Genomic DNA, 18,814 nt, shown 5'->3' with positions numbered 1-18,814 from the left:
CGCGGCGGCCACCCAGCTCCTGGCCCACACCCTGGGCTTGACCGGGACGGCGGCCGCGCTGACCACCACGGCCGGGGAGCAGCTCAAGGTTTTCGTCGAGGGCGGCGCGCTGTTTTTGCAGGGCGCGGCCGAGCTCACCTTCAAGGGCGAGCTGTACCTGGAGGCCATGGGGCTGAAGTAGGGCCGCCGTTTTTTTTGGGGGAAAGACAAGGAAGGCCCCGTCGCCGGGGCCTTTCATCGTGTTTTTCGCGTCGCCGCCTAGGCGAGCAGTTCTTCGATCTTGGCCTTGAGGGTCTCGGGCTTGAACGGCTTGGTCACAAACGCCGTGACGCCGGTCTTGGCGGCCAGGTTCTGCTGCGACGACTCGGACTCCGTGGTCACCATGATGATGGGAATGTCCTCGTATCCTGGCGTGTTCCGAACCTTGCCCACCAGCTCCATGCCGTCCATGACCGGCATGTTCATGTCCGTGATGATGATGTCGAAGGGCTCGCCCTGGGCGATGAAGTCGTAGGCCTCCTCGCCGTTGGCGGCAAGGAAGGGCTCGAACCCCAGGTCCGTAAGGATGGCCCGGTGCATGGCGCACATGGACCGGGAGTCGTCCGCGGCCAGGGCCTTGCGCACGCCCGAGGCGATCTCCGGCAACCGGGCCAGGTCGGCCTCGGCCCTCGGGCCGCCGATCTCCGCCAGCAGGGTCCGGAACTCGCCGATGATCTCCGGGTCGCGGGAGTCGGCCAGGGCGTCGATCAGCCCGTCGCCCGCGCCGGCGTTCTCGTACAGGGCGTCGAAAATCCGCGTGGCCCGCGAGGCGATGACCGCCTTGCACAGCCGGTCGCTCTGCTCGTCCGCCTTTTCGATGCGCTTGCTCAGGGTGGAGACCATGCCTGGATTGACGTGCTGCTCCAGCCCGCCGATAACGGCCATGAGGATCAGTTCGTCGGTCTCGGCCAGCCCGTCCACCAGGCAGATCAGCCCCTTCATGGAGCCGATGCGGCCCAGGGCCTCGTACACGGCGTAGCGCAGGTTCGCGTCCCGCACCTGGCCCTTGTCGATGGCGGCCACCAGGCCGTCCGCGCCCATCCTGTCGCCCAGGAAGCCGAGCACGTTGGCCGCCAGAATCTTGAGGTCGCTGTCGCCCGACTCGAAGGCCTTGAAGAGCATGGGGATGCAGGACGGGCCGATGGCGATGAGGGAATCGGTGATGATCCGGCGCACCGTGGGATTCTTGTGGTGGAGCTTCTCCACCAGGAACTCGACGGTCCCGTTGGCGGAGAAGGCGGCCAGGGCCTCCACGGCCTTCCAGGTGGTCAGGTCGCAGATTTCGTAACGGCCGGGCCCGTCGCTCTCCTCGATCATCGCCTTGAAGCTCGGGATGGACGCCTCGTCGTCGAGCCGCCCCAGGGCCTCGATGCAGGCGGACTGGATGAACGGGTCCTCGTGCCCCAGGTAGAGACGGAAGATGGAGACCGAGGCGGGATCGCCGATGCGGGCCAGGGAGGTCAGAATCTCCATGAGCCGGTCCACATCGGTTTCCTTCTCGGCCATGGCCGCCAGCGGGGCGGCCGCGCTCGGGAAACCGTGCTCCCCGGCCACGCGGATGCACAGGATGCGGAAGCCGTCGTGGGCGTCGGAGAGTCCCTCCACGACCTTGGCCTCGTTGCTGGAGAGAACGGCGTTGAGGGCGTTGACCACCATGTAGTCGATGGACGTGTCGCCCACCGGCTTCTTGAGGAGTTCCAGGAGTTCGGGCAGGGCCTCGGGATCCTTGTTGCCAGATATGTCGTTGAGGATCGTTATCTGGTCCAGAAAGTCCTTGTCCCTGAAGTTGTCGAGTATCGCCATGCTGGTCTCTTTGGGTTGCGGTGCCTAGGCCTATTCAAAGCAGAATTCGATGGTGAAGTCTCCGTCCGGGGTGGTGAAGGGAATGGCCATGATCGGCGATTTCGCCATGTGCGAGATGGTATGGTTGTCGCCCATGATCACCGATGGCGTGGACCCCTGGAAGACCAGGCCCCGCTCGGCCAGCCCGGCCCGCGCCTGGCCCGAGATCATGTTGGTCATCTCGCCGACTGCGTCCCGCACATCCTGCATGATGTCCTGAATCTCGTCGCCGAGCATGTTCTTGACGATGGCCACCGCGCAGCCCTTGGAAAAGGACAGGGACACGCTGCCGTTCTTCTCGCCCGTGATGCCGACGACGCCGGTGACGTCGCCCGCGGCGATGTTGTTTTTCTTCACATAGGGCTTGCCCACCTGGGGCTTGATGAAGGCCATGGTGGTCAAGACGTCGACTGCCGCTTTGATGAAGGGCTTTGCCAGTTCCACGTCCATGCTGGATCTCCTTGAGTCGTATTCGCGCTTCAGGCCGCCGATGGAACACCGGTAATGACCCGATTATCTTTCCGTTTCTTTTCCTGCACGGGCCCCGGAGGATTCGTCCGGGAATGGTGCATCCATAATTCAGGTACGTACCGGCTTCAACGAAGTGGGTCAAGTCATGTATATTAGAAATACCGCATCGTTGCTTCCCCCTGCCGGGCCCGCGCCGGCCCGCGCGGCGGGCGGATGGGCGAGTCGCCCCGGCCGTCTTGCCTCCGGGACGATTTGGCGGTAACTCCCCAAGAGAATTTTCATCAGGGAGTACGGCATGGTGCAAAGCGCATTCGGATTGGCGGCGTTGGTCGTCCTGGCCTGGCTTTTGGGCGAGCGGCGCAGGGTGAACCCGTGGGGCGTCGTGGTCGGCGTCGCCCTCCAGCTCGGGCTGGCCCTGCTCTTTCTCAAGGTGCCGCTTTTCGAGCGCGTCTTCCTGTGGCTCAACGGCCTGGCCCTGGCCATCGAGAAGGCGACCATGGCCGGCACCTCCTTCGTCTTCGGCTACGTGGGCGGCGGCCCCCTGCCCTTCGCCGAGTCCTACCCGGGCGCGGCCTTCATCCTGGCCTTCCGCGCCCTGCCCATCATCCTGGTCATGTCCGCGCTCTCGGCTCTGCTCTACTACTGGCGGGTCCTGCCGGCCGTGGTCCGGGGGTTCTCGCTGCTGCTGGAGAAGACCCTCAAGGTGGGCGGGGCCCTCGGCGTTGGCGCGGCGTCCAACATCTTCGTGGGCATGGTCGAGGCCCCGCTGGTCATCAAGCCCTACCTCTCGCGCATGACCAGGAGCGAGCTCTTCACCCTCATGACCTGCGGCATGGCCACCATCGCGGGGACCATGCTCGTGCTCTATGCCGCCATCCTCGGACCGGTCATTCCCAACGCCATGGGCCAGATCCTGGCCGCCTCCATCATCTCCGCGCCCGCCGCCATCGTGACGGCGCGGCTCATGATCCCGGAGACCGGCGACGTGACCCAGGGCCACGCAGTGCCGCCGCGCGCGGCCAGCTCGGTCATGGACGCCGTGACCCACGGCACGGCCGACGGCATCAACATCCTGCTCAACGTCGCGGCCATGCTCGTGGTCCTGGTGGCCCTGGTGGCCCTATGCAACGCGCTCCTCGCCTTCCTGCCCGACGTGGCGGGCGGGCCCCTGACCCTGCAGCGCATACTCGGCTGGATCATGAGCCCGGTGGTCTGGCTCATCGGCGTCCCCTGGTCCGAGGCCCAGACCGCGGGCTCGCTCATGGGCACCAAGACCGTGCTCAACGAATTCCTGGCCTACCTGGACATGGCGAAGCTCCCGGCGGGCGCGCTTTGCGAACGCAGCCGGATCATCATGACCTACGCCATGTGCGGGTTCGCCAACCTGGGCAGCCTGGGCATCATGATCGGCGGGCTGTCCATCATGGTCCCGGAGCGGCGGGGCGAGGTGGTGGCGCTGGGCTGGCGGTCGATCATCTCCGGCACCCTGGCCACGCTCATGACCGGCGCGGTGGTCGGCATCATCCTGTAGCCGACGAATCCCGGCACGCCACTGGACATTTGCGCCCCGAGACATACATGTTAACCCGAGGGCGGCCGCCCGGCCCGGCCACGCCGCCCGCGAACCTCAACCGCAAGGAAGAGCCATGCAATACAAGATCCATCCCCTGTGCATGGGGACCAAGGTTTTCGACAAGGGCATGATGACCTACCAGCACGACTACGGCACCCCGTACACGATCCCCATCTACACCTGGTACATCGAGGGCGGGGACAAGAACATCCTGGTGGACACCGGCGAGATGCAGCCCATCGTCTCCGAGGAACGCGAGAAGGCCATCGGCGGCCACATCTACACCTTCGAGGAGGGGCTGGCCAAATTCGGCCTCAAGCCCGAGGACATCGACATCATCATCCACACCCACCTGCACAACGACCACTGCGAGAACGACTACAAGTGCGTCAACGCCAAGGTCTACGTGCACGAGCTGGAGCTGGAGCACGTCCACAACCCGCATCCCCTGGATTTCCGCTACCTGGAGGACTACGTGGAGGACGTGGAGGACAACGGCCAGATAGTGGCCGTGGACCGGGACACCGAGGTCGTGCCCGGCATCACCATGATCCACACCCCGGCCCACACCCCCGGCGGCATGTCCGTCAAGGTCGAGACCGAGAAGGGCACGGTGCTCATCTGCGGGTTCTGCACCATCCTGGAGAACCTCTACCCGCCCAAGGAGGTCCGGGCCATGGAGATGGAGGTCATCCCTCCGGGAACCAACACCGGCCCCAACGAGGCCTACGACATCCTGGTCAAGGCCAAGGGCATGGCCGACTTCGTCCTGCCGCTCCACGAACCCAAGTGGGCGTCCATGGAGACCGTGCCGGAATAACCGGCGGGCCGGAGAACACGCATCCCACGGGGGAGCCGCCCGCGCGGCTCCCTTTTTTCGCGCCCTCGGCCGGCGAGGCGCCGTCGACCGGCGCGCAACGCTTGCCATGGATGCCCGCCCGGGAGTAGTGTCCCGCCCATGTCAGTCGTTTTCCTCGCCGTCGCGCCCATCTTCGCGCTCATCCTCCTCGGCTTCGTCCTGAACCGCCTCGACTTTCCCTCCGTGGGCTTCTGGCCCATGTCCGAGCGGCTGACCTACTACGTCCTGTTCCCGGCCCTGCTCATCTCAGGGCTGTCGGGCCGGACCTACGACGCCTCGGCCTTCGGCCTGGCCGCCGTGCTCTTCGGCTCGATCTGCCTGGTCTCCGGGGCCATGATCCTGTTGCGCCGCCTGATGCCCGTGGACGGGCCGGGCTTCACCTCGATCTTCCAGGGCGGCATCCGGCCCAACACCTACGTTGGTCTCTCCCTGGCCGCGGCCCTGCTCGGCCCGGAGTGGATGACCCTCTCGGGCGTGGCCCTCCTGACCATCATTCCGCTGGTCAACGTGCTCTGCGTGCTCGCGCTCGCACGCCACGGGTCCGACGGCGGCGGACTCGGCCGCACCCTGGCCCAGCTCGCCAAGAACCCGCTCATCCTCTCCTGCGTGGCCGGCTTCGCCCTGAACGGGTTCGGCGTGGCCCTGCCCGCAGTGGTGGAGCAATGGCTGGTCATTCTGGGCAAGGCGGCCCTGCCCATGGGGTTGCTCGCCGTGGGCGCGGGGCTCCAGGTCCAGGAGCTGAAGGGCCAGGCCGCGCCGCTGGTCATCTCCTCGCTGGCGCACCTGGTGGCGCTGCCCCTGGCCGCCTTCGCCCTCTCGCTCCTCTTCGGGCTCGACCCGGACATGCGCAACGCGGCCCTCATCTACACGGCCATCCCCGTGGCCGTGTCCGCCTTCATCCTCGCCCGCCAGATGGGCGGCGACCACCGGCTCATGGCCTCCATCATCACCGTGCAGACCCTGCTCTCGGCCGCCACCATGCCCCTGGTCATCGGCTTTCTGGCCCACTGAGCGGACAGCGCCCCGAAATCCCCTTGAACTTGTGGGGGATTTGGGGAAATATGCCCCTGAAAAGTTTGAAAGGCTGAGAAAGGAGAGATCAATGGCGAAGGATTTCAGAGAATTGCTTGTCGAAGCATCCCGGCACGACGTGTTCGGCCGTTTTTTCAAGGAGCTCCAGATCGGCTTCAAGGCCGTGGTCTCCTTCCAGGCCAGCTCGGTCCATTCCTGCGAACCGGCCGAGACCCTGGACGACCCGTACCAGTATACCCAGTGGGAAGTGCAACTGCGCCAGATCAACAAGCCCATCGACATCCCGGTCATCGGCATCTGGGACGAGTTCAAGCAGAACGACTGGGCCAAGAAGTTCGACCGCCCCGAGTTCCAGCGGTCCATGATCGGCGAGTTCGTGACCACCGAGGAGGCCCAGCAGGTCTACGAGTCCCTGCTGGCCTACGCCATCGGGGCGGACCACATCAAATCCGAGGACGAGGTCGTCATCCTGGAGCCGGACGCCGAGCTCAAGAAGCTGCGCGCCTGCTCCGGCTGCGCCGGCGGCGGCCCCAAATAGGCGACGCGCCATCGCCAACGGCAGAACCCAGGCCCGTTCCCCTTTCGGTGAGCGGGCCTTTTCCATCCCTGCCCCGCAAGTGAAAGGCCCCCGTGAGCACACGCTCGCGGGGGCCTTCGAATGCGGTTCCGGCGACGCCTAGGCCACGTCCCAGGTCGCGCCCTGGGGGGTGTCATTGACCTCGACGCGCATGGCCAGCAGTTCGTCGCGGATGGCGTCGGACCTGGCGAAGTCCTTGTCCTTGCGCGCGGCCTGGCGGGCGTCCAGAAGCTCCTGGACCCTGGCCGGGTCGATGCCCGCACGGGCGGCGCGGTTGTTGCGCAGCTCGACCAGGAAGGCGGCGGGCTCATGCTCGAAGATGCCGAGGATGGCGCCCCATTCCTTGAAGGCCGCCTTGAGCCGCAGGAAGAATTCGCGGCCGCCCTCGGACTTGCGCAGGTTCTTGTCCTCGCAGACGCGGCCCGCCAGGCGCACGGCGGAAAAGACGTGGCCCAGCGCCCCGGCGGTGTTCAGGTCGTCCTCCATGGCCTCGGCGAAGCTGGTGGCCAGGGTCGCGAGCTCGGCGTCGATCTCCTCGGGGAAGGGCGACTTCTTCCAGGCGGTCTTGGCCAGCTCGGCGTCAACCTGGGCTAGGGCGGCGTAGATGCGGCGCACGCCCTTCTCGGCCTCCTCCAAGGCGTCGAAGGAGAAGTCCAGCGGGCTGCGGTAGTGCATGGTCAGCAGGAAGTAGCGCAGGGTCTCGGGCAGGAACTTGTCCAGGATGTCGCGGATGGTGAAGAAGTTGCCCAGGGACTTGGACATCTTCTCGGAGTTGATCTGGACGAAGCCGTTGTGCACCCAGAAGTTGGCGAAGGGCTTGCCCGTGGCCGCCTCGGACTGGGCGATCTCGTTCTCGTGGTGGGGGAAGGAGAGGTCCTGGCCGCCGCCGTGGATGTCCAGCGGCAGGGCGGCGTACTTCTCGCTCATGGCCGAGCACTCCAGGTGCCAGCCGGGGCGGCCCTTGCCCCACGGGGATTCCCAGAACGGCTCGCCGGGCTTGGCCCCCTTCCACAGGGCGAAATCGAGGGGGTCCTGCTTCTCCTCGCCCGGCTCGATGCGCGCGCCGGACTCCAGCTCGTCGATGTTGCGGCCGGAGAGCTTGCCGTACCCCTCGAAGGCGCGGACCTTGAAATAGACGTCGCCCGACGGCGTGGGGTAGGCGTACCCCTTGTCGATGAGCTCCTGGGTCAGCTTGAGCATCTCCGGGATGTGGGCGGTGCACTTGGGCTCCACGCTCGGGCGCTGGATGGCCAGGCGGTCCATGTCCACGTAGAACTCGCCGATGAACTGCTCGGCGATGGCCGACGCCTCCTTGCCCACCTCGGCGGCGCGCTTGATGATCTTGTCGTCGATATCAGTGAAATTCCTGATGAAGTTGACTTCGTATCCCTTGTGCTTCAGGTAGCGGAACAGGACGTCGAAGACCACGCTGGAGCGGGCGTGGCCAATGTGGCAGAGGTCGTAGGCGGTGATGCCGCAGACGTACATGTTGACCAGGTTGTCGTGCTGCGGGGTGAATTCCTCTTTCTTGCGGTGCAGGGTGTTATAGAGTCTCATTGGAATACTCCATCTCCAGTTTATTGATTTAGCTGACTATTGATTGTTTTCGCCCTTCTCCTCCACCGCCACGGAGAGGTTGAGGAGGCGAATGTTGTCATACAGGTCGCGGCCCATGAAGATGTAGGGCACGGGCACGGGCTGGGTCGGCCGGACGGCCACGGTCAGGACGCGCGGCCGGCGCACGAACCGTTCCAGGCCGCGCAGGGCGTCGGCCGCCTCGGGGTTTTGGTTGTTGTCCGCGTAGGCGGCCATGGCGGCCAGCTCGTCGCAGACCTGGCCGCGCACCCGCTCCACGTCGCTTTGCAGGGCCACGGCCGTCTTGTCCAGGAGGGAGCCCACCAGGGCGTCCTCGGTGAAGCGCAGGTCCGCCCTGGCGATGCGCACGCCAAGGAGATGCTCGGGCCGGTGGTCGGCGAAATCGATGCCGGAGATCGCGCCGCTCAGCTCCAGGCGGCCCAGCCCGCCGGATTCAAGGCTGGCGTTCCGGATAGTCAGGGTTTTGGCCGCCGGGTCGTAGGCGTAGTCCAGGGCGAGGTCGCAGGGATTCTCCGCCCCCTGGAGGACCGCGGTCAGGCCGGGCCACCAGCCGTACAGGCCGGGAGTCCGGTCCACGCGCACGCCGTGCGCCTCGGCAGCCGCATAGTGCGGAATCGGGTTGCGCTGGTCGAACGAGGTGACGCGCACCCGGTCCGCCGTGAAATGTTCGCCCGTGGGCAGCACGCCCGCCACGCCCTCCAGGACCACGGCGGGGTGCAGGATGGAGACCGACAGGCCGTCCCACTGCAACGCCAGCCCGTCCACCTCGGACACGGCCCGGCGTAGCTCGCGCTCCACCTCGTAGTCGACGTACCACTTGAGCCCGAGGCCGCAGACCACCACGAAGACCACGAAGGAAAGCAGAAACTTCTTGAGCGCGCCCACGCCTACAGCTCCCTCAGGCCGGTGACCGAGGCCACGGCCTTGATGCCCTTCTTCTCGCCGGTGAAGCCGAGCTTCTCCTCGGTGGTGGCCTTGAAGTTGACACGGGTCGGCTCCAGGCCGAGCAACCGGCACAGGTTCTTTGCGATCTGGTCCGCATGCGGGGCCAGACGCGGCGTCTGGGCGATGACGGTCAGGTCCGCGTGGACCACGCGCACCCCGGCCGCCTCGGCCATGGTCAGGACCTCCCTGAGCAGGACGGCGCTGTCCATGCCGGAAAATTTCTCGTCCGTGTCCGGGAAGTGCCGCCCGATGTCCCCGCCGCCGAACAGCCCGAGCACCGCGTCGGCCAGGGCGTGCAGCAGCACGTCGCCGTCGGAGTGGGCCACAACCTCAGGGCCGCCGGGAATGGGCACGCCCCCGAGCCGCATGGGCCGGTCGCCCGTGCCGCCGTAGCGGTGGACGTCGTAGCCCCAGCCCACGCAGGGCGTCGTGACCCTGGCCTCGGCCAGCCGCTTCAGGTCCTCGGGCGTGGTGATCTTGACGTTGCCGCGCTCGCCGGGGATGACCGCCACGTCGGCCAGCCGCTCGACCATGCCGGCGTCGTCCGTGACCTCCCAGCCCTCGGCCAAGGCCCGCTCGTGGGCCTCGCGCAGCAGGGCGGCCTCGAAGGCCTGGGGGGTCTGCACCGCGCGCAGCTCGGCCCGGTCCGGGGTCTCGGCCACCACGCCGCCGCGCACGCGCTTGACCGTGTCCGTGACCTCCACGGCCGGGATGGCCCCGCGCGCGCCCCGGTTCAAGGCGTCGAGCAGCTCGGCCGTCAGCCGGGCCGAGGCGAAGGGTCGCGCCGAGTCGTGGACCAGCACCGCGTCGCAGTCGGCGGGCAGCCGGTCCAGTCCGTTCTTCACCGAGTCCTGGCGGCGCTCGCCGCCCGCGCACGCGACCCACTTGAGGCCGAGGCCCTCGCTCTTGTCGTACTGCCGGACGCGCTTTTCCATCTCGTCCGCCAGCGCGGGCGGGAAAACAAAGACCAGGCCGCGCATCCCGGCCACGCGCGCAAAGGTGCGGGCCGAATGCCAGAAGAGCGGGGCGCCCCGGTATTCCAGGAACTGCTTGCGCACGCCACCGGCGGCCTCGGCCAGGCGCGTGCCCGAACCGGCGGCCAGGATGATGCCCCACGGGTTCTTCAGCGGTCGTTCCATGTTTTCCTCGGTTGGTCGGCGCGGGGGAGGGCGTCCCTCCCCCGCCGCCGCGTTCAATTTTCGGAGTCGGCCTGTAAGCCGGGTTCTGTTCCCCTTGCGGGGCGACTGCCATTCATCTCGGGCGGCCGTTACCGGACGCCTCAAGCAACCTACCCGACAGCTTCGGCCGGGCCGGCCTCAAACGCTGCCCTATTCGGTCTTGCTCCGGACGGAGTTCACCTGGCCTGCCGCGTCGCCGCGACAGCCGGTGGGCTCTTACCCCACCCTTTCACCCTTACCGCCGGGCCGAAGCCCGGAGGCGGTCTGCTCTCTGTTGCACTTGACGGGGATCGCTCCCCCTGGGCGTTACCCAGCGTCCTGCCCTATGGAGCCCGGACTTTCCTCTACACGTAGCGGCAATCCAACCAACTCCGAAATATTGCTCATGTCCGGTCGGCTGGCGATAGCGGCGCGTCTGCTTCGTTGGACGAACCGCGCTTTTCCTCGACGTAGCGCCGCTACGCCTGCGGAAAGCGCGGGTCGTCCGCCTCGCATCCGCACCACTCTCGCCAGCCTCGCATTGTCAGTTCAGGGAGCCCGTCTTGCCGGACTCCCGGCGGGCCGGGGGTGCGTCCTCGACGTAGCGCCGCTACGCCTGCGGAAAGCGCGGGTCGCCCGCCTCGCATCCGCACCACTCTCGCCAGCCTCGCATTGTCGGTTCAGGGAGCCCGTCTTGCCGGACTCCCGGCGGGCCGGAGGGACGTTGTCCGCCGACACGCATCGCCAGTGCGCGGGGGGCCCGCGCCTCCGGGGCTAGTCCTCGTCGTCGGCCAGGGACACGGAGATCGGGGTCTCCAGCTCCTGCCAGTAGATGAGGCGCTGGCAGTTGGGGCAGCTCAGAATCTGCTTGCCCTTCTGCAAATCGTTGTAGGTCTGCGGCGGGATCATGATGTTGCATCCCTTGCAGACGCCGCCCGCCACCGGCACGATGACCGGGTTCTCCATGCGGGAGCGGATGAATTCGTAGCGGCCGAGGATCGGCGGCGGCACGGCCTTGCAAGCCTTCTTGCGCTTGCGGTCCAGGGTGCCCAGCTTCTTCTCGGCTTCCTCCAGGCGCGCGTCCAGGGTCGCCTTGAGGGTGTTGTACTGCTCCTTGACGTCGCCCATGTCGCTGTTCAGGTTCTCGGTAGCCTCGCCCTGCCGGGCCAGCTCCTCCTGCACCGCGCTCTGCTCGTCCTCGCGCATCCGGTTCAGCTTCTCCAGGGAATCCATCTCGCGCATCATGGCGTGGTATTCCTTGGTGTTGCCCACCAGCATCAGCTTGTTCTTGGACTTCTTGATCTTGCCCGCGTCCTCTTCAATCTCGTTGGCCAGCTTCTTCTGCTGGTCCTTGAGCAATTCCACGCGCTCCTCGATCTGGGCCTGGCGCTCGTTGTGCGCGGACATCTTCCCTTCGAGGTCCGACAGCTCCAGGGGAGCCTTCTCGACCTCGTCGCGGAGGACAAGAATCTCGTCATCCACCTGCTGCAGGATGATCAGCTGTTCGATCTGTTTTTCGTACATGGTTACCTCACTGTCTCCATTTGAAATATGCGCAGGGCGCGTTGATTACTCGGCTTCGTATCGCCAAAGCGGGTCCTTGCCCGCAAAAAACGCCACTTCCGCCGCCAGAACCCCGGAGAGCTCCTCGGCGAAACGGCGCATCATCTCTTCCTCCAGGACAAAATGCCCCACGTCCACCACACAGGTCCGCGCCTCCACGGCCGGATGGTACTTCAGGTCGCCGGTGACGAGCACGTCCGCCCCGGCGTCGGCCGCCGCGTCCGCCATGGACGCGCCCGAGCCGCCGCAGTAGGCCACGGTGGACACCACCTCGGGCCGGGGACCGGCCGCCGTGAACCCCTTGAGCCCCGTCAACCCGGCCAGCCGGGCCGCGAACGCGGTGAAAGCCATGGGCTCGGGCAGCGAGCCCACCTCGCCGAAACCGACCTCCGCCACCGGCGCGGTCAGCCCGCGCAGGTAGAAGACCGGGCGGGACCCCAGGGAAAATTCCACGCAGCGGGCGACCTCGGGCCACCCGTCCTCGTCGCAGACAATGCGCACCTCGCCCGCGTTGCTCTGGGACACGGAATGAATATGCGCGTTGTTGGCCCAGACGTTCGCCGTGTCGCGGCCTACCGGTTTCCCGCAAAAAAACGACGCCTCCACGGGCGCGCGGCCGTGCTCCACCTCCAGCAGCCGGGTCCCGGTCAGCCCCAGCTCGCGGCCGAGCCAGAAGGCCGGGCCGCCGGGCCGCGTGTCCAGCGAGGTGTGGGCCGCATAGAGCCACGCCCCGCTCCCGACCATGAGCCGGACCACGTCCAGGAACAGGCCCTCGCGCGAGAGCGCCCTCGGCTTCATGTAGAGCGGGTGGTGGGTGAGCACCACGCCCGCACCCCATGAAAGGCAGCGGCCGACCATCTCCGGCGTGGGCTCCAGGCACACGGCGACCTTGGCCGCATCCCGGGACGTCCCGGCCACCTGCACCCCGGAATTGTCCCACGAACTCTGGTTCGCCTCGGGGGCCAGCCGACGGATTGTAGCTAAAATATCCTTTATTTTCATGGCGTTATCCTTTCAGACCGGAAAGAGAATGCTCCCGTAGGGTATCCCCTGCGGGAGCATCGAAAGTCCTCTTCTGTAACCCGGCTTTCGCCTTTGCGGGAAACTTCAGGATAGCTGCGTCAAAACGTGCACCTGTCGTCTGCAATCACGGCTCCCGTTCGGGGAGTTGGCGGAGCGGCGCGCCTGCCGCATGGCCCGGAACCTCTGGTTCCCCGGCCACCGTCCGCTCGTGGGACGGAATCCATACTATGAATACAAGCGAAATGCAAGGAAGCCGCCGCCGGGCGGATCGGGAACGATTCCGCCCGGAAGCAACGGAAAGAGGCCCCGACCGCTGATCGGGGCCTCTTTGAATCCTTGGTGGGCCAACCAGGATTCGAACCTGGGACCGACCGGTTATGAGCCGGTGGCTCTGCCAACTGAGCTACTGGCCCGTCGCTCTGGCGCGCCGTTATTATCCTGCCATTTCGGAAAGTGTCAACCGTCAGGTTGCCCGGTCGGCCGCGGGAGGCCCCCAGGGCCGGCCCCCGCCCGCCGCGTCGGCAAGGGGCGCGAAAAAGGGCGCGGCCCTGCGGACCGCGCCCTTCGGGGGCCTTTGCGTGTTTCGGCTACTTCTTCTTGGTTTCCGGGGCGGGCTGGACCGCCACGATGGGCGCGCCGGGGCCGTCCACCACGATGTTCATGGTCTTGGCGGCGGCCACGGAGCTGGGATCGGACTGGTTGGGATGGCACATGGCGCAGAAGGTTCCCATGTTGCCCCCCTTTTCCGTGGGCGCGACCAGGTACTTGTAGTTGGCGTTGGACGGGTGCGGATTGTGGCAGCTCACGCAGGAGAACACGCCGTTCTTCAGCAGTTGGCGCGGCACCTTGGTATAGGTCGGCGTCACCCCGGTGGGGTGGGTGGTGTGCAGGTTGACGGGCAGGATGCCCTGATCCTCGTTGTGACAGCCCAGGCACAGGGCGTCGATATCCACGATCTTCATGCCGGTCCGGGTCCGGGCCGGGTTGTCGACGGAAAGCGGTTGCACCCCCACGGCGTAATCGCCTTTGGCGTAGTGGGTGCTGTGGCACTCCATGCACTCCATGTCATGGGGCCCGGCCGCGAATGCGGCGGACGCCATGAGCAGGGCGCACGCCGCCAGACACAACAGCAGCAGTCGTTTCATTGCTCACTCCTCTCTTGGTGAATGTTCCCCCGAATGCCGACCGACGCAAAACCCCCCGTACCCGGCCGACATCACTCCATTTAGCGCCCATATCTCCACAAGGGGAAAAAGTCAAAGGGAGGGGAAAAAACCGGGAGAAGTCGCCAGACGGGAAAAAGTTGCGAAAAATCTTCCGCCCGTTGATCCAGATCAACGCCCCGGGCCAAGGGATGGGCTAGACATGGACCCGCACACTCCCTTGACGCCATTCCCTGGCACCTACACTCCATGAGAAAGGCCCCGCACCTCCGGGGCCTTTCGCATGTCCGGCCCCCACGCCGCCGACCACTGGCGCGCCGGGCCGAAACAGGATATTGCCAGCCCATGACCGCAACCAATCCCTCCCCGAAACAGGTCGAGGCCGCCGCCGCGCGGCTCGGGCGCCCCGTATCGGCCGACCAGGCCGCGCTCCTGGCGCTGTACCTGGACCAACTGGTCAAATGGAACCGGAAGATGAACCTGGTGGGCAAGGCGGACTGGAAGACGGTCTTCGACACCCTGGTGGCGGACAGCCTGCACCTGGCCGACTTCCTGGCCGGGCTGCCGCTGCCGGACGCGCCGCTGACCCTGGACCTGGGGGCCGGGGCCGGGTTGCCGGGCATTCCCCTGCGCGCGCTGTGGCGGGCCGGGACCTACCTGCTGGTGGAGGTGCGGGAGAAGCGGGCGCTGTTCATGCGCTCCGCCGTGGGAAGGATGGGGCTCAAGGACACCGGGGTGCTCCTGGGCCGGGCCGAGGACGCCCTGACCGCGCCGGGCGGCACCGAGGGCCGACGCGCGGACCTCGTCCTGAGCCGGGCCTTCATGCCCTGGCGGGAGCTGCTCGGGCTGGTGCGCCCGCTGCTGGCCGACGGCGGGACCGTGGTCGTCCTGGCCAACGAACCCGCGCCCGATTCGCTGCCCGAAGGCTGGCGCGCCGGGCCCTGCGCCGACTATCCGGCGGCGGGCGGGACGCGCTATTTCTGGTCGCTCTCCCCGGCCTGATTAAACGGCAGCCCCTCGCCCTCGGCCTCGGCGGCGGCCGCGCCCTCCTCGGTGGTCAGCGAGGCGTAGGCGTCCTTGAAGATCAGCTTGGTGGCCATGCCGTCGGCTATCTCGCCCAGCTCCATCAGCCGCTCCAGGAAATCCAGGATTTCGAAGCGCCGTTCCTCGTTGTTGTCGAACTCGAATTTGCAGTCGCCGCTCTCGAAATAGTGTTGCAGGCGGTCCAGGTAGTCGAAATCCAGCATGGGATGCCTCCTCAGTCGTGATGGTAGGGCATGTTCGCCAGGATGGTGGCGGCCCGGTAGAGCTGTTCGAGCAGCACGAGCCGCGCCAGCTCGTGGGGCAGGGTCAGGTCGCTCAGGCGGAGGGTCCCCCGCGCGGCCGCCCGGACCTCGTCCGACAGGCCGAAGGGCCCGCCGATGACGAACACGGGCCGCTGGTTGGGGGCCTCGGTCCAGCGCCGGAGCCGGTCGGCCAGCTTGCGCGAGGTCAGCCGGTCGCCGCGCTCGTCCAGGAGGATCGGGACGTCGCCCTTCTTGAACCTGGAGAGGATGCCCTCGCCCTCGCACCGGTTCTTGTCCGCGGGCGGCAGCTTGCCCGGCGCGTCGCGGACCACGGCCTCGTCCAGGGAGTAGAAGCGCGAGAGCTTCTTCCAGTAGAGGTCGCACCCCTCGCGGGAAAAGGGCTCCTTGAGCTTGCCCACCCAGACGAAACCGATGGACGGCATCTACACCCCCAGCAGGGTTGCCGAGAGCCTGCCGCCCTCGTAGTCCAGGCGCACATGGCCGCCGTCGGCCAGTGCGCCGGGGTTGACGACCAGGGTGTCGCCGATCCGCTCCGCGCCGCGCGACTCGTGGATGTGGCCGGTGACCACCACGTCTGGCCGGACCCGCTCGATGAAGCGGCGCACGGCCGGGCTGCCCACATGCGCGCCGCTCGAAATCCGGTCCAGGGCCGAGCCCAGCGGCGGCTGGTGGATGGCCGCCACGAGCCGGTCGAAGCCCGAAATCCTGTCGGCCAAGTCGTCCAGCCAGCCGGCCAGGGTCTCTTCCGGGACCTCGCCCGGCGTGCCGAAAGGCGTGGGAGTGGACAGGCCGACGCCCGCCAACCCCAGCCCCGGAGCCAGCTCGCGGGTGCGCAGGTGCAGGTCCGCCCCGCGCTCGCGCAGCACGTCCCGGACCGCGTCCGTGTCCATGTTGCCCGGCACGGCCAGGATGCGCGGGTTGACGGCGGCCACGGCGGAGAGGACGCGCTCGCCCGCCTCGCGGCCGCCCCGGTTGGTCAGGTCGCCGGTGATGATGACTCCCTCGGCCCCGGCCAGGCCGGGGACGGACGCCACCGCGCCGGTCGCTTCGTGTATGTCGCCAAAGGCTATCCAGTACATGGGTGAGCTCCCTGTCTTCGGGTTGGCGAAAACCTATACCGCCAGGCTCCCCCGCGTCAAACCGGACCGGGCGGAAAAAGCCATTTGGCCTTCCGCCGCGAGCTTGTCCCTTCCCCGCGCCGCTGGCCGGTTTGTGGTGACATTCCTCCCCGTTTCGGGTACAGGCCAGGGACGACGAACGTCGTCTTCGGCGCACAGCCGCCAAAGATTTTACATATGTGTCCAACCGTCATAGTTTTGAGGAGACCCCCTGCATGAGCACCGTCGGTAAGCGGATCAGATCCTACCGCGAGAAACAGAAGCTGAGCATCGAAGACCTGGCGAGCCGCACCGCGCTTGACTACGAATTCATCAAGGCCGTGGAAGAGGACGACATGTACCCCTCCCTGCGCCCGCTGGTCAAACTGGCCCGCGCCCTCGGCGTCCGGCTGGGCACGTTCATGGACGACCAGGTGTCGAGCGACCCGCTCATCGTCCGCCTGGCCGAGCGCGAGGACGAGCTCATCACCCACGTGGACGACGCCGAGCCCGGCATGATCTTCCACTCCCTGGGCAAGGGCAAGACAGACCGCCACATGGAGCCGTTCTTCATCGAGATGCTCCCCGAATCCGCCAAGGAGACGGCCCTCTCCTCCCACGAGGGCGAGGAGTTCATCGTGGTCCACTCCGGCAAGGTGCGCCTGATCTACGGCGCGGAGGAGTCCATCCTGGAGCCGGGCGACTCGGTCTATTACAACTCCGTTGTGCCGCACAACATCGCTTCGGCGGGCGGCAAGGCGGAAATCTACGCCGTTCTCTACTTTCCCGAGTAGGTCGTCATGGCAGCGCTCAGAGAAATCACCCTCGGCCAACTGCTGGAAGAGACCGCATCGAAATATCCGGAAAACGAGGCCCTGGTATACGTCGACCGCGACTTCCGCCTGACCTGGCGGGAGTTCGACAACCTGGTGGACACCGTGGCCAAGGGCCTCATGGCCCTTGGCGTGGAAAAGGGCGAAAAGGTGGCCGTGTGGGCCAACAACGTGCCCTACTGGGTCACGCTCCAGTTCGCCACGGCCAAGATCGGCGCAGTCCTGCTCACGGTCAACACCCACTACCGCTCCCACGAGCTCCAGTTCCTGCTGGAAAACTCCGAGACCGAGAACCTCTTCATCATCGGCGAGTACCGGGACCACGACTACCTGTCCACGGTCTACGAGCTGGTGCCCGAGCTGAAGGTCCAGGAGCGGGGACACCTGCGCACCGACAAGTTCCCGCACCTCAAGCGGGTCTTCTACCTCGGCCATGAGAAGCACCGGGGCATGTACTCCATCCCCGAGCTCCAGGCCATGGCCGCCGTGGTCACGGAAGAGCGGTACGCGGCTCGCAAGGCCGGGCTCGACGTCCACGACGTGGTCAACATGCAGTACACCTCGGGCACCACCGGGTTCCCCAAGGGCGTGCAGCTCACCCATTACAACATCACCAACAACGGCTACTGGATCGGCAAGAACCAGGGTTTCGTCGCGGGCGACCGGCTCTGCCTGCCCGTGCCGCTCTTCCACTGCTTCGGCTGCGTGCTCGGGGTCATGGCCTGCGTCAACCACGGCGTGACCATGGTCATCGTGGAGGACTTCGTGACCCTCGACGTCATGAACGCCGTGGACGTGGAGAAGTGCACCGCCCTCTACGGCGTGCCGACCATGTACATCGCCATCCTCGAACACCCCATGTTCAAGCGGTTCGACTTCTCGCACCTGCGCAAGGGCATCATGGCCGGCTCCACCTGCCCGGTGACCGCCATGAAGAAGGTCATGGACGTCATGAACATGAAGGACATCACCATCTGCTACGGCCTGACCGAGGGCAGCCCGGTGATGTCCCAGACCACACCCGGCGACACCATCGAGCACATGACCGAGACCGTGGGCCCGGCCATGCCCGAGATCGAGATCAAGATCGTCAACCCGGAGACGGGCGAGACCGCGCCGACCGGCGAGGTCGGCGAAATCTGCTGCCGGGGCTACAACGTCATGAAGGGGTACTACAACAACCCCGAGGCCACGGCCAAGGCCATCGACGCGGACGGCTGGCTCCACTCCGGCGACCTGGGCGTCATGGCCGACGACGGCTACCTGACCATCACCGGCCGCCTCAAGGACATGATCATCCGGGGCGGCGAGAACGTCTACCCGCGCGAGATCGAGGAGTTCCTCTACCACATGGACGGCGTGCGCGACGTCCAGGTGGCGGGCGTGCCCAGCCGCAAGTTCGGCGAGGAAGTCGGGGCCTTCGTGGTGCTCAAGGAGGACGCGGAACTGACGCCCGAGGACGTCATGGACTTCTGCCGCGGCAAGATATCGCGGTACAAGATTCCCAAGTACGTCACCTTCCTGGACGAGTTCCCCATGACCGCCTCGCGCAAGGTGCAGAAGTACAAGCTGCGCGAAATGGCCGCCGACCTCTGGCCGGACGCCTAGGCCAAGCGACACGACTCCGGGGGAAGCCGCGCATCCGCAAGGCTTCCCCCGTTTTTCGACGATACGACGACAGGCAGTCACTCCCGCGACGATTTTCCCCCGCAACTGCCCCCCGCGCCGCCCTGCGGC

At 66.6% G+C, this 18,814-nt stretch carries 18 protein-coding genes, 1 tRNA gene, 1 other RNA gene and 1 pseudogene; 8 read left to right on the top strand and 13 right to left on the bottom strand.

What is annotated here, in order from left to right:
- Window positions 1–181: pseudogene (locus tag PHP91_RS03050) on the top strand (diaminopimelate epimerase); the annotation flags it as partial.
- A gap of 77 nt (window positions 182–258) precedes the next feature.
- On the opposite strand, the gene PHP91_RS03045 reads toward PHP91_RS03050, so the two are convergent.
- Both PHP91_RS03045 and PHP91_RS03040 read right to left on the bottom strand, forming a co-directional pair.
- The gene (locus PHP91_RS03045) at window positions 259–1,842 is read right to left on the bottom strand and encodes a HEAT repeat domain-containing protein (RefSeq protein ID WP_300136666.1); all 1,584 of its coding nucleotides are present in this window, start codon (window positions 1,840–1,842) and stop codon (window positions 259–261) included.
- 30 nt (window positions 1,843–1,872) lie between these two features.
- On the bottom strand, window positions 1,873–2,331 hold the full coding sequence (locus PHP91_RS03040; protein WP_300136663.1) for a chemotaxis protein CheX: 459 nt from the start codon (window positions 2,329–2,331) through the stop codon (window positions 1,873–1,875).
- A 316-nt stretch (window positions 2,332–2,647) separates the two neighbouring features.
- Here PHP91_RS03040 and PHP91_RS03035 point away from each other — a divergent pair, with 316 nt between their 5' ends.
- The 4 genes from PHP91_RS03035 (at window position 2,648) to PHP91_RS03020 (ending at window position 6,354) form a co-directional block, all read left to right on the top strand.
- A complete protein-coding gene (locus tag PHP91_RS03035; protein WP_300136660.1) occupies window positions 2,648–3,883 on the top strand; it encodes a nucleoside transporter C-terminal domain-containing protein in 1,236 nt (411 codons plus the stop codon).
- 115 nt (window positions 3,884–3,998) lie between these two features.
- Window positions 3,999–4,745 carry an N-acyl homoserine lactonase family protein gene (locus PHP91_RS03030; protein ID WP_300136657.1) on the top strand — a complete coding sequence of 249 codons (747 nt, stop codon included), beginning with the start codon at window positions 3,999–4,001 and terminating at the stop codon, window positions 4,743–4,745.
- A gap of 138 nt (window positions 4,746–4,883) precedes the next feature.
- Window positions 4,884–5,795 carry an AEC family transporter gene (locus tag PHP91_RS03025; protein WP_300136654.1) on the top strand — a complete coding sequence of 304 codons (912 nt, stop codon included), beginning with the start codon at window positions 4,884–4,886 and terminating at the stop codon, window positions 5,793–5,795.
- A 91-nt stretch (window positions 5,796–5,886) separates the two neighbouring features.
- Complete coding sequence (locus tag PHP91_RS03020; protein WP_300136652.1) at window positions 5,887–6,354, top strand: hypothetical protein; 468 nt, start codon at window positions 5,887–5,889, stop codon at window positions 6,352–6,354.
- Window positions 6,355–6,492: 138 nt separating this feature from the next.
- Here the strand turns inward: PHP91_RS03020 and cysS are convergent, their stop codons facing one another.
- The 8 genes from cysS to PHP91_RS02980 form a co-directional block, all read right to left on the bottom strand.
- Window positions 6,493–7,950 carry a cysteine--tRNA ligase gene (gene cysS, locus PHP91_RS03015; protein WP_300136649.1) on the bottom strand — a complete coding sequence of 486 codons (1,458 nt, stop codon included), beginning with the start codon at window positions 7,948–7,950 and terminating at the stop codon, window positions 6,493–6,495.
- Window positions 7,951–7,986: 36 nt separating this feature from the next.
- Window positions 7,987–8,874 (bottom strand): hypothetical protein, encoded by an 888-nt coding sequence (locus PHP91_RS03010; protein WP_300136647.1) that lies wholly within the window; start codon window positions 8,872–8,874, stop codon window positions 7,987–7,989.
- Between the two features lie 2 nt (window positions 8,875–8,876).
- Window positions 8,877–10,073, bottom strand: coding sequence for a 2-C-methyl-D-erythritol 4-phosphate cytidylyltransferase (gene ispD / locus PHP91_RS03005; RefSeq protein ID WP_300136645.1), 1,197 nt, complete (start codon window positions 10,071–10,073; stop codon window positions 8,877–8,879).
- A gap of 58 nt (window positions 10,074–10,131) precedes the next feature.
- Window positions 10,132–10,485, bottom strand: an RNA gene (gene rnpB, locus PHP91_RS03000) — RNase P RNA component class A.
- Window positions 10,486–10,865: 380 nt separating this feature from the next.
- Window positions 10,866–11,615: a C4-type zinc ribbon domain-containing protein gene (locus PHP91_RS02995; RefSeq protein WP_300136641.1), complete on the bottom strand. Its 750-nt coding sequence runs from the start codon at window positions 11,613–11,615 to the stop codon at window positions 10,866–10,868.
- Between the two features lie 45 nt (window positions 11,616–11,660).
- Complete coding sequence (locus PHP91_RS02990) at window positions 11,661–12,656, bottom strand: Nif3-like dinuclear metal center hexameric protein (protein WP_300136638.1); 996 nt, start codon at window positions 12,654–12,656, stop codon at window positions 11,661–11,663.
- Window positions 12,657–13,014: 358 nt separating this feature from the next.
- Window positions 13,015–13,090: transfer RNA gene (locus PHP91_RS02985), tRNA-Ile, on the bottom strand.
- Between the two features lie 174 nt (window positions 13,091–13,264).
- Window positions 13,265–13,822 (bottom strand): cytochrome c3 family protein, encoded by a 558-nt coding sequence (locus PHP91_RS02980; protein ID WP_300136635.1) that lies wholly within the window; start codon window positions 13,820–13,822, stop codon window positions 13,265–13,267.
- Window positions 13,823–14,185: 363 nt separating this feature from the next.
- On the opposite strand from PHP91_RS02980, the gene PHP91_RS02975 reads away from it, so the two are divergent.
- Window positions 14,186–14,842 carry an RsmG family class I SAM-dependent methyltransferase gene (locus PHP91_RS02975; RefSeq protein WP_366141526.1) on the top strand — a complete coding sequence of 219 codons (657 nt, stop codon included), beginning with the start codon at window positions 14,186–14,188 and terminating at the stop codon, window positions 14,840–14,842.
- On the opposite strand, the gene PHP91_RS02970 is transcribed toward PHP91_RS02975, so the two are convergent.
- Genes PHP91_RS02970 through PHP91_RS02960 form a run of 3 tightly spaced genes read right to left on the bottom strand, consistent with a single transcriptional unit; the run spans window position 14,815 to window position 16,226 of the window.
- Entirely contained in the window at window positions 14,815–15,087 is a 273-nt protein-coding gene (locus tag PHP91_RS02970) for a hypothetical protein (protein ID WP_300136632.1), read from the bottom strand. The genes PHP91_RS02975 and PHP91_RS02970 overlap by 28 nt on opposite strands.
- A gap of 11 nt (window positions 15,088–15,098) precedes the next feature.
- Window positions 15,099–15,569 carry a 23S rRNA (pseudouridine(1915)-N(3))-methyltransferase RlmH gene (locus PHP91_RS02965; protein ID WP_300136629.1) on the bottom strand — a complete coding sequence of 157 codons (471 nt, stop codon included), beginning with the start codon at window positions 15,567–15,569 and terminating at the stop codon, window positions 15,099–15,101.
- Window positions 15,570–16,226: a metallophosphoesterase gene (locus PHP91_RS02960; RefSeq protein ID WP_300136626.1), complete on the bottom strand. Its 657-nt coding sequence runs from the start codon at window positions 16,224–16,226 to the stop codon at window positions 15,570–15,572.
- Between the two features lie 254 nt (window positions 16,227–16,480).
- Between PHP91_RS02960 and PHP91_RS02955 the strand changes: the two genes are divergently transcribed.
- Both PHP91_RS02955 and PHP91_RS02950 read left to right on the top strand, forming a co-directional pair.
- Window positions 16,481–17,038 (top strand): XRE family transcriptional regulator, encoded by a 558-nt coding sequence (locus PHP91_RS02955; RefSeq protein ID WP_300136623.1) that lies wholly within the window; start codon window positions 16,481–16,483, stop codon window positions 17,036–17,038.
- Between the two features lie 6 nt (window positions 17,039–17,044).
- Entirely contained in the window at window positions 17,045–18,685 is a 1,641-nt protein-coding gene (locus PHP91_RS02950; RefSeq protein ID WP_300136620.1) for an AMP-binding protein, read from the top strand.
- Window positions 18,686–18,814: the final 129 nt, after the last annotated feature.

The organism is Pseudodesulfovibrio sp. (assembly GCF_028692895.1).
Classification (GTDB): domain Bacteria; phylum Desulfobacterota; class Desulfovibrionia; order Desulfovibrionales; family Desulfovibrionaceae; genus Pseudodesulfovibrio.
Note: the sequence above shows the minus strand (reverse complement) of the source record. Positions and strands in the feature narration are given on the sequence as shown.